General features: G+C 32.3%; 16 protein-coding genes. 10 read left to right on the forward strand and 6 right to left on the reverse strand.

Going from position 1 to position 15,522, the window contains the following annotated elements:
* The first annotated feature begins 467 nt into the window (after positions 1-467).
* On the forward strand, positions 468-920 hold the full coding sequence (locus B3J44_RS11520; protein ID WP_286968569.1) for a helix-turn-helix domain-containing protein: 453 nt from the start codon (positions 468-470) through the stop codon (positions 918-920).
* An 84-nt stretch (positions 921-1,004) separates the two neighbouring features.
* On the opposite strand, the gene B3J44_RS11525 is transcribed toward B3J44_RS11520, so the two are convergent.
* Positions 1,005-1,556 carry a 1-acyl-sn-glycerol-3-phosphate acyltransferase gene (locus B3J44_RS11525; protein WP_286968570.1) on the reverse strand — a complete coding sequence of 184 codons (552 nt, stop codon included), beginning with the start codon at positions 1,554-1,556 and terminating at the stop codon, positions 1,005-1,007.
* A gap of 64 nt (positions 1,557-1,620) precedes the next feature.
* Here B3J44_RS11525 and B3J44_RS11530 point away from each other — a divergent pair, with 64 nt between their 5' ends.
* From B3J44_RS11530 to B3J44_RS11555, 6 genes are all read left to right on the forward strand, one after another.
* Positions 1,621-2,286: a spermidine synthase gene (locus B3J44_RS11530; RefSeq protein ID WP_286968571.1), complete on the forward strand. Its 666-nt coding sequence runs from the start codon at positions 1,621-1,623 to the stop codon at positions 2,284-2,286.
* A gap of 5 nt (positions 2,287-2,291) precedes the next feature.
* Entirely contained in the window at positions 2,292-2,969 is a 678-nt protein-coding gene (locus B3J44_RS11535; RefSeq protein ID WP_286968572.1) for a peptidoglycan DD-metalloendopeptidase family protein, read from the forward strand.
* 6 nt (positions 2,970-2,975) lie between these two features.
* Complete coding sequence (locus B3J44_RS11540; protein ID WP_286968573.1) at positions 2,976-3,452, forward strand: hypothetical protein; 477 nt, start codon at positions 2,976-2,978, stop codon at positions 3,450-3,452.
* An 11-nt stretch (positions 3,453-3,463) separates the two neighbouring features.
* Positions 3,464-3,988: a hypothetical protein gene (locus B3J44_RS11545; RefSeq protein ID WP_286968574.1), complete on the forward strand. Its 525-nt coding sequence runs from the start codon at positions 3,464-3,466 to the stop codon at positions 3,986-3,988.
* Positions 3,989-4,035: 47 nt separating this feature from the next.
* Complete coding sequence (locus B3J44_RS11550) at positions 4,036-4,506, forward strand: nuclear transport factor 2 family protein (protein ID WP_286968575.1); 471 nt, start codon at positions 4,036-4,038, stop codon at positions 4,504-4,506.
* A 102-nt stretch (positions 4,507-4,608) separates the two neighbouring features.
* Positions 4,609-6,351 (forward strand): APC family permease, encoded by a 1,743-nt coding sequence (locus B3J44_RS11555; protein ID WP_286968576.1) that lies wholly within the window; start codon positions 4,609-4,611, stop codon positions 6,349-6,351.
* A 362-nt stretch (positions 6,352-6,713) separates the two neighbouring features.
* Here the strand turns inward: B3J44_RS11555 and B3J44_RS11560 are convergent, their stop codons facing one another.
* Positions 6,714-8,201, reverse strand: coding sequence for an aminotransferase class V-fold PLP-dependent enzyme (locus B3J44_RS11560; protein ID WP_286968577.1), 1,488 nt, complete (start codon positions 8,199-8,201; stop codon positions 6,714-6,716).
* A gap of 184 nt (positions 8,202-8,385) precedes the next feature.
* Here B3J44_RS11560 and msrA point away from each other — a divergent pair, with 184 nt between their 5' ends.
* Together msrA and B3J44_RS11570 are read left to right on the forward strand one after the other, a co-directional pair.
* Complete coding sequence (msrA, locus tag B3J44_RS11565; protein ID WP_286968578.1) at positions 8,386-8,919, forward strand: peptide-methionine (S)-S-oxide reductase MsrA; 534 nt, start codon at positions 8,386-8,388, stop codon at positions 8,917-8,919.
* A 178-nt stretch (positions 8,920-9,097) separates the two neighbouring features.
* Entirely contained in the window at positions 9,098-10,666 is a 1,569-nt protein-coding gene (locus tag B3J44_RS11570; RefSeq protein ID WP_286968579.1) for a protein adenylyltransferase SelO, read from the forward strand.
* A gap of 71 nt (positions 10,667-10,737) precedes the next feature.
* Here the strand turns inward: B3J44_RS11570 and B3J44_RS11575 are convergent, their stop codons facing one another.
* Positions 10,738-11,706: a YpdA family putative bacillithiol disulfide reductase gene (locus B3J44_RS11575; RefSeq protein ID WP_286968580.1), complete on the reverse strand. Its 969-nt coding sequence runs from the start codon at positions 11,704-11,706 to the stop codon at positions 10,738-10,740.
* 1 nt (position 11,707) lies between these two features.
* Positions 11,708-12,181, reverse strand: a complete 474-nt coding sequence (locus tag B3J44_RS11580; RefSeq protein ID WP_286968581.1) for a CYTH domain-containing protein — start codon at positions 12,179-12,181, stop codon at positions 11,708-11,710.
* Positions 12,182-12,440: 259 nt separating this feature from the next.
* Here B3J44_RS11580 and B3J44_RS11585 point away from each other — a divergent pair, with 259 nt between their 5' ends.
* On the forward strand, positions 12,441-12,965 hold the full coding sequence (locus B3J44_RS11585) for a hypothetical protein (RefSeq protein WP_286968582.1): 525 nt from the start codon (positions 12,441-12,443) through the stop codon (positions 12,963-12,965).
* A 93-nt stretch (positions 12,966-13,058) separates the two neighbouring features.
* Here the strand turns inward: B3J44_RS11585 and B3J44_RS11590 are convergent, their stop codons facing one another.
* Positions 13,059-14,090 carry an o-succinylbenzoate synthase gene (locus tag B3J44_RS11590; RefSeq protein WP_286968583.1) on the reverse strand — a complete coding sequence of 344 codons (1,032 nt, stop codon included), beginning with the start codon at positions 14,088-14,090 and terminating at the stop codon, positions 13,059-13,061.
* A gap of 78 nt (positions 14,091-14,168) precedes the next feature.
* Complete coding sequence (locus tag B3J44_RS11595; protein ID WP_286968584.1) at positions 14,169-15,407, reverse strand: tetratricopeptide repeat protein; 1,239 nt, start codon at positions 15,405-15,407, stop codon at positions 14,169-14,171.
* Between the last annotated feature and the right edge of the window lie 115 nt (positions 15,408-15,522).

Below are 15,522 nucleotides of genomic sequence, written 5' to 3' on the forward strand. Positions count from 1 at the left end.
CTATATATAGGTTCGCCTAAAACAGATGTGCCAATAATCTGTACTTGACCATTTGTATTCAACTTATCCAAAAGCGGTTTAATATGGTCTAGAGTAAGATATCTTCCAGATATGGACTTTTCTTTGTATTGTATAAAAAGCTGTTCTAAATTCATTGTGTTTCGATTAGTTTACAAAAGTAAATATCTTTATTTTTACAATTGTAAACTAAAGAAGTGTTTAATAATTTAGATTTGTAAACAGTTTTATAAAGTTTTTATTAGTTAAAGCTTCAACTGGTTTCAATAGAGCTAATTAGTTTGCTTTTTATAACATAATTATATTAATTTCAATAACTTATATGTTATCATATAAATTTTATATTTAACATAAAACTAAAGTACTTTTAAAATTGCAACAGCAAGATTAGAGTATTGCTTGTTTTTGTTTACATTTGTAAATACGAAAAATTAAAATCTAAATTTACAATGGTAAACATCGATGATTTTGTTAAAAGACTCGAAACCGTATTGGATTATTACGGTTTAAATGCATCTGCCTTTGCTGATAAAATTGGTGTACAGCGTTCTAGTATGTCTCATCTCTTGTCTGGAAGAAATAAACCTAGTTTAGATTTTGTAATGAAAATTCTGGAGGTTTTCCCTGATGTTGATCTGTATTGGATTTTAATTGGAAGAGGAGTTTTTCCAAAAAGTAATGAGCAAACTGTTCAGGAAGTTCAGCAAACCTCTGCTCCTATTTTACAAAATCAACATCTAAACACAGATTTGTTTTCTACTATTAAAGTGAATGCAGAAGAAAAAACGGAAACAAAAAAAATACCAACTCCTAAAAATGTAAATTTTGATTTAGAAGATGATGAAATTGAAAAAATAGTTTTATTTTACAAAAATGGCACTTTTAAAGCCTATGCACCATAATGTAAAATTTAGCGCATATTTGACTCTCTGTTCAAAAAATTTTCAAATACGCGATTCTCACGCGTTTGAAAAAAATCTCAAAATTTATAGTTTTACCCCATTTTGCGGAATTTTTCCTAGAACACCAATATAGTGTTTTTTCAAAACTTCAAAATCGGCTTCATAATTTCCAGTAGGATAAAATGGCGCTCCAAGATTTACTTCTTTCTTACCCCAATCAAAAGCTACCGGAACAATTGGCACATTCGCTTTAAGCGCTATAAAATAAAATCCGGTTTTTATTTCTTTTACTTCTTTTCTAGTTCCTTCTGGTGCAACCGCCAAACGAAAGATTTCTTTTCTGTCAAAAATAGCTGCAATAGAATCTACTTTATTTAATCCGCCAGAGCGATCTAAAGGTTCTCCACCAACATTTCTAAAATAATAACCAAAAGGAAATTTAAATAACTCTTTCTTTCCTACCCAATTCATCTGTAGTCTCGAAATTCCGCGAGTGAAAAGTCCGATATAAAAATCATGATTACTTGTATGGGGTATTACCATTAGTATGCATTTTTTTACTTCGGCATTTTCTATACCTACTATTTTCCAGCCCATTAGCTTGAAAAATATGAATTTGTATAATAGTTTTTTCATTAAAGGTTTAATATTTGATGCAAAATAAAAGATTTAATGGTAAATTTGAGTAAAAGCATAAAAAATGATTCAAAAATTTTTCAGTTACATAATTCCGATAAAAATATTTAAGAAAAAATCGGCCAGAAGTAAAATGATCGAGGTCACGTGGGCAAATGGAGAATTAGTATTAGATACTGAAAACACAAATTATTCATACGGAAGTTTGCAACGTATATTGAGATATGGACTTAGAAATATTGGTTATCAGAAAATTAAAAAAATGGAGCATATTCTTTTATTGGGAGTTGCTGGTGGAAGTGTCGTTAAAACATTAGTAAATGAGATTGAGTACAAGGAAAGAATAACTGGAGTAGAAATCGATCCAGATATGATCCAGATTGCTAATAAGTATTTTAATCTTTACCAAATTAAGGAATTGGAAGTTGTTATTGATGATGCATTTGAATTTGTTCTAAAAACAAAAGATAAATATGATCTTATTATAATTGACATTTTTGAAGACACTCATATGCCGAATTTCCTGTTTGAAAAGTTTTTTGTAGATAGAATATGTACGCTTCTAAAAGATGATGGTTTTATTTTATTCAATACCATGATATTAGATGAAGCGCATAATATTAGAAATAGAAAGTATGTTGCAGAAGTAAATCCTAAATTATTTCAAACCAAAATGCTTCCCCGAATAGAAGTCCACAATGAATTAATAATAATTAATAAAGTAGCTTAAATTTCATGAAACCCCTAGCCTCAATCTTAAATTCTCTACCACCTACTAAAATTATTGATGCCTCAATTAATATCTCAGAATATATGCCGTTAAATTTATCGGTTTCAAATGAAGAATTAATAAGTCAGAAATTAGATACCTCAGAAGATTTTGAAAAATACATTTCAAATTTTCTTAAAGAAAATAGCGCTAAAGTTGCATTTGGCGGTTATATAGAAGGAAGATTTCTATATCAAAGAAGCCCCATTTTTTTGGATGCTTCTAGACCAGAACGTAATATTCATATTGGTCTAGATCTTTGGGCAGAAGAAGGAACAGTTGTGCTTGCTGCACTTGATGGAACAGTTCATAGTTTTAAAAATAATATTGGATTGGGAGACTATGGGCCTACTATTATATTGGAGCATGAAGTTGAAAATGAAAAATTTTATACTTTATATGGACATTTATCGTTAGAAAGTATAGAAAATTTAAATATCGGAGACCAATTTAAGAAAGGTGAAAAGATTGCGACTTTAGGAAGCGCTTTAGTAAATGGGGATTATGCTCCGCATGTCCACTTTCAGATTATCCATAAAATTGGTGATTACTGGGGAGATTATCCTGGTGTATGCAATACAAAAGACCTAAACTTTTATATCGAAAATTGTCCCGATCCTAACTTATTATTAAAAATTACTTAAATAGTTATGAAGAAAGCAGGATTGATTATATGTTTGTTATTATTAATTGGATGTAAATCGAAAACAGTAAGTAGAGATACGGAAGATTTAAAAATTAAAAAAGTTTCTGGAGAAGAAGTAAGCGCAAATCAGCAGCGAAAAGCCTATGATTTAGGAAAGAGAGTTTTAGAAACTTGTAACACTTCAAAATTTAAACCTTTTAATGAAACTGAAGTAACTAAATCGGTTATGGAAAACACTACAGAAGAGCGTTTAACTAAAACCTGCCAAAGATTTAGACAATACTACGGAAGTTTCATAGACTTAAAATTAGACGGAGTTTACAAAACCAAACATGAAGTCATTTACCGCTATCATGCATTGTACACCAAAAAAGTGGCCAATAAAGAATTGCGCATTTTTGTAAATGAAGACAATCTTATTTCTGCCATAAAATCAATGGATTGGGATGAGAAATTTGATGCCAAATTAGCTGATCAATAAATACTATATATATGAATTTTAAACTTCCACTACTCCTGTTGTTATTTGTTTCAACTTTTGCTTCAGCACAGCAAACCATAAGCATTAAAGGTTCGGCTCGTTATCCTGCAACGCAGGAATACCCTTTTATCTGCGATAAATATGCTTACTCTGGCGAAATCAATGTTCAAATAGCTAAAACAGATAAAGGAGGTGTTTTAAAACTAACCATTTCTACAGCAAGTGACAAAGCAAAAATAGCTGGTGGTGTTTATGTCGATCTGACAAATGCTGATGTTATTGCATGTACAGACAAAAATGTAAAAGAATCTGCAGACGGAACAACAACTGCTTATTACTATTTTACACCAGCAGAATGGTTAAAACTTAAAAAGACAGATATTTATGCTGTAAGATTTATAATTGTTGGCGGGCCAGACATTTCTGGAAATCTAACCGGCCATTTTACAGCTTATAATAAAATGAAGTATTTCTCAACTGCATTTGATAAATCTAAAAAAACATTTGATACAGCTAAAGAAATTAGTGTTTTATAATGATTTTTTAATCTAATAAATCTTATATTTAACATAAATATTTTTTTATGAATCCAAATGAAGCCTTAATAACAAAATTCTATACCGCTTTCGCAAATGCAGATGCTAAAACAATGAGCGAATGCTATCATCCGAAAGTTCATTTTATTGATCCAGCTTTTGGTTTATTAAAAGAAGAACAGGTTTCTAAAATGTGGGAAATGCTGCTTTTAAAAAGTAAAGGCAAGCTAAAAATCGAATTTTCAAACGTAAAGGCAGACGATTCAACTGGTTCGGCAAATTGGACTGCTACATATAACTTTAGCAAAACAAATAGAGAAGTTATTAATAAAATCTCGGCCGAATTTATCTTTCAAGACGGATTAATTATCAAACACACTGATAATTTTGACGTTTGGAAATGGTCAAAACAAGCCTTTGGCTTAACCGGTTATTTATTGGGATGGACAGGATTCTTTCAGAAAAAAGTTCAGGCACAAGCACTATCGGCGCTTAGACAGTTCCAAAAAAACAACTAAAACAGCACAAAATATTTTTCGCATTTCATACATTATCTGCCTAGTTCGATTATAATTATTTTGTTACTTAAATTTTATTAAAAGTGTTAATTATAAATACTGATGAAAGAAATCGTACACAAAAAATTAAATCAATTACAGGCAACTGCAATTTGTGGAAATGATATTAGCTCTTCTTGTCTATATGTTTCAGCTTTGACCATCTTATATGCAGGACAATACGCTTGGATTTCTCTTTTAATTGTTGCTGCTGTATTATTTCTTTTCAGAAAAATTTATGCAGAAGTTGTTGGTGCAATTCCTTTAAACGGAGGAGCTTACAATGTTTTACTGAACACTTCAACAAAACGTTTAGCTTCCTTGGCCGCAACGTTAACGGTTTTGTCTTATATGGCAACTGCTGTTATTTCAGCTTCTGAAGGAATGCATTACCTACACGGAATCTTTGAGAATCTTAATGTAACTATAGCAACGGTTGTAGTTTTAGTGCTTTTTACAGGATTAGCTATTTTAGGAATCGGAGAATCTGCATTTGTAGCTGTTATTATTTTTATGACGCATATAGGAACCTTGGCTTTGCTTGTTTTGGCATCTATCTGGTTTGTTTTGACTCATGGTTTAGATACTTTTCATATTAATTGGCAAACTCCAATTACGTCTGGAAGTATTGAAACAGCTCTTTTTCTAGGTTTTTCTGCGGCTATGTTAGGGATTTCTGGTTTTGAAAGCTCAGCCAACTTTGTAGAAGAACAAGAACAAGGCGTTTTTCCAAAAACACTTCGTAACATGTGGGGAATAGTGAGTTTCTTCAATCCAGTAATTGCTATTTTGTTAATAAGCGTAATTCCACTTACAGAAGTAGGCGAAAACAAGGAATCGCTTTTGGCGCATTTAGGAGAAACCACTGGTGGTTCATGGCTTGCTTGGCTCATTTCTATAGATGCTGTAATGGTACTTTGCGGAGCCGTTTTGACTTCATTTGTGGGAGTTTCTGGGCTTTTAAATCGAATGACATTAGACCGCATTTTACCTAATTATTTTTTAAAACAAAATAAAAGAGGCTCTCATTATAGAATTGTTCTGAGTTTTTTAATTCTTTGTATTTCAGTTCTTTTTGCAACAAACGGACATTTAGAATCTTTAGCTGGAGTTTATACCTTTTCTTTTCTAGCTGTAATGGCACTTTTCGGAATTGGAAATTTACTCTTAAAATACAAACGCAGAAAGCTTCCTAGACCAGAACGTGCTCGTGGCATTTCAGTTGTTATTGCTGTAGCTTCGGTGATTGCTGCATTCTTCGGAAACATGCTCCTTAATATCAATTCATTTTACACTTTTTTGCAATACATGGTTCCAGCCTTAATCTTTATCGGAATTATGCTCAATCGTGTTACCTTAATCCGTTTATTAATAGAAGCTCTAGAATATTTCTATCAGCCACTACGCAAAATGGTGATTCTCAGTAATCGTTATTTGGAGAAACTTAGCTCTGAAATCAATTCGCAAGAATTTGTTTTCTTTACAAAAGGAGACGATATAACAATCTTAAATAAAGTTTTGCAATACGTTGAAGACAACGAAACAACTAAGAAATTAAAAATTGTTCATGTCAAAAAAGACACTGTAGACAACGAAGTGCTAAAGAAAGACTTAGAAGTTTTAGATCGTGCTTATGGAGGACTAGATATTGAATACATAGAAATTGACGGTGTATTTGGTCCAGAAATCATTGATGAACTTTCTGAGAAATGGAAAATCCCAAAAAACTTTATGTTTATCGGATCGCCAGGAAATAAATTCTCCTATCGTGTTGCCGATTTAGGTGGTGTTCGATTGATTATGTGATTATTTAAAAGCAGAAGAATTCGTGTTCTCAAGACGCCCAGTCCCGCTATTCGTTGCAATCTTTTGTGGTGAACCCCACCACAAAAGGATTTTCACTACTATCGGGGCTAAATTAGAAGTTTAGTTTTCATAAGAAATAACAAACTCAACAGTTCTGAAACTTTGGCAAAAAAAAAGTCATGTTTTCTCCTTTGCGACCTCTATAAACACAAAGATTATGACACAAAATCTATAAAATTTTTTGCGCTTTTTGCGTTAAAAAAACTAGCCACAGATTAGAAAGATTCAGACATATTTTTTATAAATCCTTTAATCTTTTTAATCTGTGGCTAAAAAAATATAAGCTTTTTAAGTATTAGAGCTCAAGATTTAAACCAGCTTTCCACTAATTCATCTTCAAACGAAGTTGCATCTTTATGAATAAACTCATTACGCTCTTTATCATAAGAATAATCCAAAGCCCAAGCTTTATGATTTGCGGCTAACTCTTTTATACTTCTACAAACAAAAGCAATTTCTTCATCAGTAGTTGTCGGGTGAATCGACATTCTAATCCATCCCGGTTTTTTGATTAAATCGCCAATCGTAATTTCATTAACCAATTTATTAGAAGTTTCTTGATCAACATGCAATAAATAGTGACCGTAAGTTCCTGCGCAGCTGCACCCTCCTCTAGTCTGAATTCCAAAACGATCATTTAAAATCTTAACTCCTAAGTTGAAGTGAAGATCATCAATAAAAAATGAAATTACACCAAGACGTTCTTTATGCTGGCCTGCTAAAATTTTAATATTTTCAACTGGTTCTAATTGAGAGAAAACATAATCAACAATTTCATGCTCACGCTCCATTATGTTTTCAATTCCCATTTCTTCTTTTAGCTCAATTGCCAAAGCAGTTTTGATAACTTGAAGAAAACCAGGAGTTCCTCCATCTTCGCGATCTTCAATATTATCAATATATTTATGTTCTCCCCAAGGATTTGTCCAACTTACCGTTCCTCCTCCTGGGCAATCAGGAATCATATTGTTGTATAGTTTCTTATTGAAAATTAGTACACCAGATGTTCCAGGACCTCCTAAGAATTTATGTGGAGACATAAAAACAGCATCTAAATAAGATTCTGGGTCTGCTGGATGCATATCAATTTCTACATAAGGTCCAGAACAAGCAAAATCAACAAAACAAACACCATTATATTGATGCATTAATTTTGCTGCTTCGTGAAAAGGCGTTCTCAAACCTGTAACATTCGAACATGCTGTAATAGAAGCAATTTTTATCGTTCTATCTTTATATTTTTCAAGTAATGCTTCAAGGTTCTCTAAATTAAAAAGTCCTTTTTCACAAGACGGAATAATTTCAACATCTGCAATAGTTTCTAACCAAGAAGTCTGATTAGAATGATGCTCCATATGCGAAATAAAAACAATTGGCTTTTTCTCGGCAGGAACATTTGTAAAGCTTTTCAAGTTTTCAGGAATTTTCAATCCTAAAATACGTTGAAATTTATTGATAACTCCCGTCATTCCAGTTCCGTCTGTAATCAAAACATCATCATGATTTGCATTAGCGTGACGCTTAATAATGTGTCTTGCATGATGATATGCTTTTGTCATAGCAGTACCAGATACAGTCGTTTCTGTATGCGTGTTGGCTACAAAAGGTCCAAATGCATTTAGCAGTTTTTCTTCAATTGGGCGATATAATCTTCCGCTGGCAGTCCAATCTGTGTAAATTATTGATTTTCTGCCATAAGGCGAAGTAAATTCTTGATTTATACCGACAATATTTTGTCTAAATTCCTGAAAGTAAGTTTCCAGGGTCATGGTACTATTTTTGCTATCCATTAGTTGTGCCTTGTGTTTGATTGCAAATATATATAGTTTTTTATAAAATTGCGAATTTATCAATAGTAAACTTCAAACACTATATTACCGTTTGGTATTTTTAGTTAAAACAACTTTTTTTTAATAAATTATCATAATATCCTATCGAATTAATAGGCATTAAACTTTAAAGAAAGTATTATTTATGGGAAATTTATCTGTAGCTACCTTTGGTGGCGGATGTTTTTGGTGTATAGAAGCTGTAATTCAGCGTTTAAAAGGTGTAGAATCAATAAAATCGGGTTATTCAGACGGATTTATAAAGAATCCTGCTTATCGTGAAGTATGTACAGGAAGAACCGGACACGCCGAAGTAATACAAGTGACTTTTAATCCTGACATAATTTCATATCATGACTTAATTTTTATATTCATGACAAGTCATGATCCAACAACTTTAAACCGTCAAGGCGGAGACAGTGGAACGCAATATCGTTCTATCATTCTATATCATAATGATGAACAGAAAGAGATTGCAGAAAAAGTATTTGAAGAAGTACAGCCTGCATATGCCGATCCAATTGTAACGCAATTAAAACCTTTTGAAGTTTTTTATGAAGCTGAAGATTATCATCAAAATTATTATAATGAAAATCAAGAAGCTGGATACTGTCAAGTTGTAATTGATCCAAAAATTCAAAAACTTAAAAAAATGTACGCTGATATGTTAATTGGCTAAATTTAAGTTTGCCACAGATTATATCGATTGAAAAATTTTTATTTATTCTCTATTTGCCACGAATTACACGAATTCTCACGAATGTTATTCTAACAAAACCTAAAATTAGTGGAAATTTGTGTAATTCGTGGCAAACAAAAAAATCTGTGTAATCTGTGGCATATAGAAAGAAAACAAAATGAAAAATCTTAGAATAAATAATCGATTTACTGCCGAACTACCAGCAGATCCAGATTTGACAAACGAAGTTCGTCAGGTTAAAAACACGCTGTTTTCATACGTAAATCCAGTAAAGCCTTCAAATCCAAAATTGATTCATGCATCTGAAGAAGTTGCAGAATTAGTTGGGATTTCTAAAGATGAAATTCACTCAGAAGAGTTTCTAAATATATTTTCTGGAAAAGAAATTCTTCCAGAATCACAACCTTATGCAATATGTTACGCTGGTCATCAATTTGGAAACTGGGCAGGACAATTGGGCGACGGTCGTGCAATCAATTTAACTGAAGTTGAAAACAATAATCAGTTTTATACATTGCAACTAAAAGGTGCTGGGAAAACTCCGTATTCAAGAACTGCAGATGGCTTGGCAGTTTTACGCTCTTCTATAAGGGAGTATTTATGTGCCGAAGCAATGTATCATTTGGGTGTTCCCACTACTCGATCGCTTTCGCTTGTTCTTTCTGGAGATCAGGTGTTAAGAGATGTTTTATATAACGGAAATCCAGCATACGAAAAAGGTGCAATTGTTTGTCGTGTTGCTCCTTCATTTATTCGTTTTGGAAGTTTCGAAATGTTAACAGCCAGAAATGAACTAAAAAACTTGAAACACTTTGTTGAATACACAATTCAACATTATTTTCCTGAAATAAAAGGAGAGCCAAAAGAGCAATATTTACAATTCTTTCAGAAAGTTGCCGATACAACTCGTGAAATGATTCTACATTGGCAACGTGTCGGATTTGTTCATGGAGTAATGAATACTGATAATATGTCAGTTCATGGAATTACGATTGATTATGGTCCATACGGATGGTTGGAAAACTATGATCCAGATTGGACTCCAAATACAACAGACAGACAAAATAGAAGATATCGTTTCGGAAATCAGCCGCAAGTTGCACAATGGAATTTGTTTCAATTAGCCAATGCACTTTATCCGTTAATTAATGAAGCCGCTCCTTTAGAGAAAATTCTGGATTCATTTATAATTGAATTTGACTCTGAATATAAAGAAATGTTTTTAAGTAAATTAGGTCTATTTACTTCAAGTGAAGCTGATGATAAAATAATTAAGGGTTTAGAAGAAATTTTACAATTGTCAGAAACTGATATGAGCATCTTTTTCAGAAATCTTAGCAAGATTAAAAAAGATGATTCTGTAGAACAAGCCTTCGAAAAAGTAGAATATGCATTTTATATTCCAGAAGAGATAAAAGGAAATGTACTCGATGCTTGGCAAAAATGGTTTGCAGTTTATTTAAAGAGATTAAACTCTGAATTGCTTTCTGATGAAGAAAGAGTTTTAAAAATGAATCAAATTAATCCAAAATATGTTCTAAGAAATTATATGGCACAATTAGCAATTGATGCTGCAGATAAAGAAGATTACTCTTTGGTTGATGAATTATTTCAGCTTTTGAAAAATCCGTACGATGAACAACCAGAATTTGAAAAATGGTTTGCAAAACGCCCAGATTGGGCTAGAACTAAGGTTGGCTGTTCTATGCTATCTTGTAGTTCTTAAATTTATTTGCCACAGATTAAAAAGATTTAAATGATTAATCCTAAAAATCCTTTTAATCTGTGGCAAACTTTTTATTTTGCAGTAATATAATCTACAATCATACTAGCATGAATTCTTGAGTTTTCAATAAACCATTTATGCGTCTGCATTCCACCGCAAACTACTCCTGCAAGAAACAAACCTTCAACATTTGTTTCCATTGTTTGAGAATTATAAACTGGAATTTTCAATTCATCATCAGAAAGCTGAATTCCCATTTTTTCAAGAAAGGTCAAATCTGGTTTATAACCTGTTAAAGCTAAAACGAAATCATTTTCAATTGTAACTTTTCCGTTTGGAGTCTCAATTTCTACTTCATCTTCTCGGATTTCAGTAATATTCGATTGAAAAAAAGCTTTGATGCTTCCTTCTTCTATTCGATTTTCAATATCTGGTTTTACCCAATATTTTACACGGCTATTAATTTCGTTTTTACGAATTACCATTGTAACCTCTGCTCCTTTTCTCCAGCATTCTAAAGCTGCGTCTACAGAAGAATTATTAGCTCCAACAACCAAAACTTTTCTAAAAGCATATTCGTGTGCTTCTTTATAGTAATGACGAACTTTTGGCAAACTTTCGCCTAAAACATTCATTTCAATCGGAATATCATAAAAACCAGTTGCTATTATAACATTTGTAGCTTCGTAATTCTGCTTATCTGTTTTAATTTTGAAAATGGTATTTTCCTTTTGAACATCGAGAACTCTTTCAAACAAATTAATATTGAATTTAAAGTAACGATGAATATTTCTGTAGTATTCTAAAGCTTCCTGGCGTCCAGGTTTTGGTGCAAGACAATTAAACGGAATCTCACCAATTTCTAATCTTTCTGCAGTAGAGAAAAAGGTCATATATAACGGATAATTAAAAATGCTATTAACGATCGCTCCTTTTTCAATAATTAAATAATTTAATTTTTTCTTTTCAGCTTCTATTGCGCAAGCTAGGCCAATTGGTCCTCCTCCCACAATAATAAGGTTGTATTTTGATTCTGCCATTTTATTTTTGCCAATCTTTATATGGATTTTTGCTTAAATAAGCATTATAATATCTTTTATCGTTTGTTACTTCTTCGCCAAGCCAATCAGGTTTTTCAAATGTTTCGTCTTCAGAGTTCAATTCTATTTCAGCCATTATTAGGCCTTCATTTTCGCCATAAAATTCATCAACTTCAAACACATGGTTACCAGATTTTATTTCGTAACGTGTTTTTTCAATTTTACCCTTTTCGCATAATTTTAGTAATTCTTGGGCTTCGTCTAACGGAATCTCATTTTCCCACTCAAAACGAGACATACCTGCTGTATTGCTTATTCCTTTTATGGTTATAAAGCCTTTGTGTCCTTTTATTCTGACCCTAACTGTGCGCTCAGGTGCAGAACTCAAATAGCCCTGAGCAATATCATTTTGAGCAAAAGCTTGTTTCTTAAAATCATCAGATTTTACTAGAAACTTTCTTTCTATTTCGATCATCTTAAATGCAGATTATTTTTTATGCAAGTTACTCATTTTAATCTAGCCTTTGCGCTTCTAAAAAATGAAAAAAAGTTAATTTATTCTATCAAACTAGAAATAAAAAACTTCAATATAACTGATTGTTAACATGTTGCAATTAGTATTTTGAGTAATTTTGATAGAACCTAACACCTCATTAAACAGCTGGTTATGAGTAGAAATCATTTCTGCCATAACATAAAATTGACTGTAATTTTAATTCTAAAATATAAAAATCATGAATGTACCTTATGTTGTAATACCAATAGCACTAGGTGTAATCTGTGGGATTTTAGGTTACATACTAGGAAAAATTAATTCTAAGAATGATAATTCTCTCTCAACTGCTCTTCAAGCCGACTTAGATGTTTGCAAAGCTCATACGAGAAATTTGAATACAAGAATCTTAAAACTTGAAGCTGATCTTGCTGTAAAAACTAAAGCAACTGCTCCCGTCGTAATTCCTTTTGAACCAGGATTGGCAGAAAATGCTTTAGGTAAAAAGATAAAAGAAAATGACCTCAAAATAGTAGAAGGAATTGGCCCTAAAATAGAGTCTTTATTTGTTGAAGCAGGAATAAAAACTTGGCAAAATCTATCTCAAGCTTCTACCGAAAAGCTACAGTCAATTTTGGATGCAGGTGGAGAAAACTACGCTATGCATAATCCAAGCACTTGGGCAAAACAAGCGCTAATGGCTTATCAAGGAAAATGGAAAGAATTGAAAGATTGGCAAGATAGTTTGTTGGGAGGAAAAGAGTAAAAAGAAGACACTAAGTTTCTAAGCTGCTAAGATTCTAAGTATCAAAAAACAAAAGTTGAGATTTAACGAACTTTAAGATGTCATAAAAAAATCTTAGAAATTTGACCAACTCTTAGAACTATTATACCAAAGCTGGCCTTTTTTTACTTCAAGAGGGCAATCTATATTATTAGTATATAATGCTCCAGTTCCTAAACCTTGAGGCATATCTGAATTCAAGGTAAATGTCCATTGTGCGATGGCGTTCAATCCTATATTGCTTTCTAATGCAGAAGTAATCCACCAGCCTATATTATACTTTTCTGCCAAAGTGATCCATTCTTTCGTGCCACGAAAACCTCCAATAAAACTTGGCTTTAAAATAATATATTGCGGTTTTATTTCTTGCAGTAATTTTTCTTTTTCTTCTAATGAAAATACGCCAATAAGCTCTTCGTCTAAAGCAATCGGAAATGGTGTCTGTTTGCACAAATGAGCCATTTCTACAACCTGTCCTTTCTTAATTGGCTGTTCTATGCTATGAAGCTGAAATTTATCCAATTGATTTAATTTATCTAAAGCTTCTGTTGAAGAAAAAGCACCATTAGCATCTACTCTAATTTCTATTTCTTCCGGTGAAAAATGACTTCTAATAAATTGCAATAACTCCAATTCTTTGTTGAAATCGATTGCTCCAATTTTAAGCTTTATACAGTTAAAACCATCGGCTAATTTATCTTCTATCTGCTGTTTCATAAAAGCAGATTCCCCCATCCAGACTAATCCGTTTATAGCTATTGAACTTAAATTAGTGGTAAAATCTGATGGAAATAAAACATATGGATTTTGGCTTTTAAGAGATAAAAAAGCCATTTCTAATCCAAATTGTATAGAAGGAAATTCTAGCAATGCATTCCATAATGCGTTTTCTCCCAAATGAATATTTTCGCAAGCCCATTTTAATTTTTCTTCATAATCTGGGCGATCGTCAGTACTTAATCCACGTAATATTCCACATTCACCGATTCCTTTTTTGCCATTTTCTTCCAGTATTATAAACCAAGTTTCTTTTTCGGTCATAATTCCTCTAGAAGTTCCAGATGGGCGTTTAAATTCTAGTAAAAATTTATTATAGGATGCTTTCATTTTTTTAAGATGCTAAGATTCTAAGTACTGAGATGTTAAGTTTAAAAAACTTTAAATAGCTCTGCACCACTAAGTTTCTCAGTTATATAATTTTAAGATTTTTTCAAAGTCTTTTGAAGGCAGACCCGCTTTTTCAAAAGCCTGAAAATCAAGTTTTGTTTTAACAATCCAGCTTAAACTATCGGTTACGTTTTGAGTCTGATATTTTTTGTAAATTGCTTTGGCCGCACTGTAGTCATCACTTACTAAATAAGCATGTGCTAAGTTTAATTTGATTAATAATTCTGTATCATCAAGTTTCTCGCCTTCTTGCAGTACTTTTAGAGCTTTTGCATATTGTTTGGTCAAAATATAACAATACCCTAAATAACTGTAATCTACAGCTGTTGCTTTTCCTTCGCTTACAATGGTATTCAGTTTTGGAATTGCCTCGTTATATTTTTGGGTCTTTATCAAAGAAGCTACCTGAGTTCTTAAATCGTTGAATACGTTTTTAGATATATCAGCATCTTGATAACAGCTGTTTCCAAAATCTTTATAAACTTTTGTTTTTTCTACAGCCAATAATTTCTGAAACTCATCATAGCGATACTGCTTCATAATTTTATTTAAAATACAAACGCAAAAATCATCTGAATTTGCCATTTTTTGTGCCATTGTAGAAGTTTTGCACAAGCTTATAATTTCGTTTTTGTTGTCTTGATTCCAACCGCGATTTAGTTTTGTGTCTACCCAAGGCACAACTTCTAAAACCACTTTCTGGCTCAACAACCAGTTTTTGCTTTCAAAGCCAAACCAAATGGTGCTAATATTTTCTTTTAAGCAAGAAGACCTGTTTACCGATAATCGTTTAGCATCTTTACTTACAGGTTCTGCTTGAGAATAACAGGCATTGTCAATTTTACCATCTGCAATATATTTTTTAGCATTTTCATTAGATGTAAAAATCGAATAGGTGCATTTATCTTCTCCAGAAATTTTTGACATTAAGAAAACTGCACCCGCAGAGCCTTGGCTTATACCTGTAGGGTCTGGAATGGCTTTTAATACCGAAACCAAGCTATTGGCCATTTCTTGGTTTTTATCTAAAAGTGTGATTCTGTATACAATTTCTGTAGTTCCAACTGGTAAATCTTCTGTTGGTATAGAAATTCTATCGCGTGCAGGAACCATAATTTCTTTGGTTGTTGCACGTTCTTTGTCCCAATAACCATCTTTTTGTGCAAAAGCGTTATATGAAGTTGCGATAAATAGTAATAAAAGGATTTGTTTGAAAGTTGTATTTTGTGATGATGCTTTAATTGCCACAGATTTCACAGATTAAAATGATTTTTACTTTAAAAAACTTTAATTCAATTAACATAGATTATGCCAAATAACTTTCTTATGGAATTGAGTGCCCTAGCCCCGATAGAGGCGGTATCTCCCGATT

It is taken from the genome of Flavobacterium sp. UBA4854, from assembly GCF_002399805.1.
GTDB lineage: Bacteria > Bacteroidota > Bacteroidia > Flavobacteriales > Flavobacteriaceae > Flavobacterium > Flavobacterium ginsengisoli.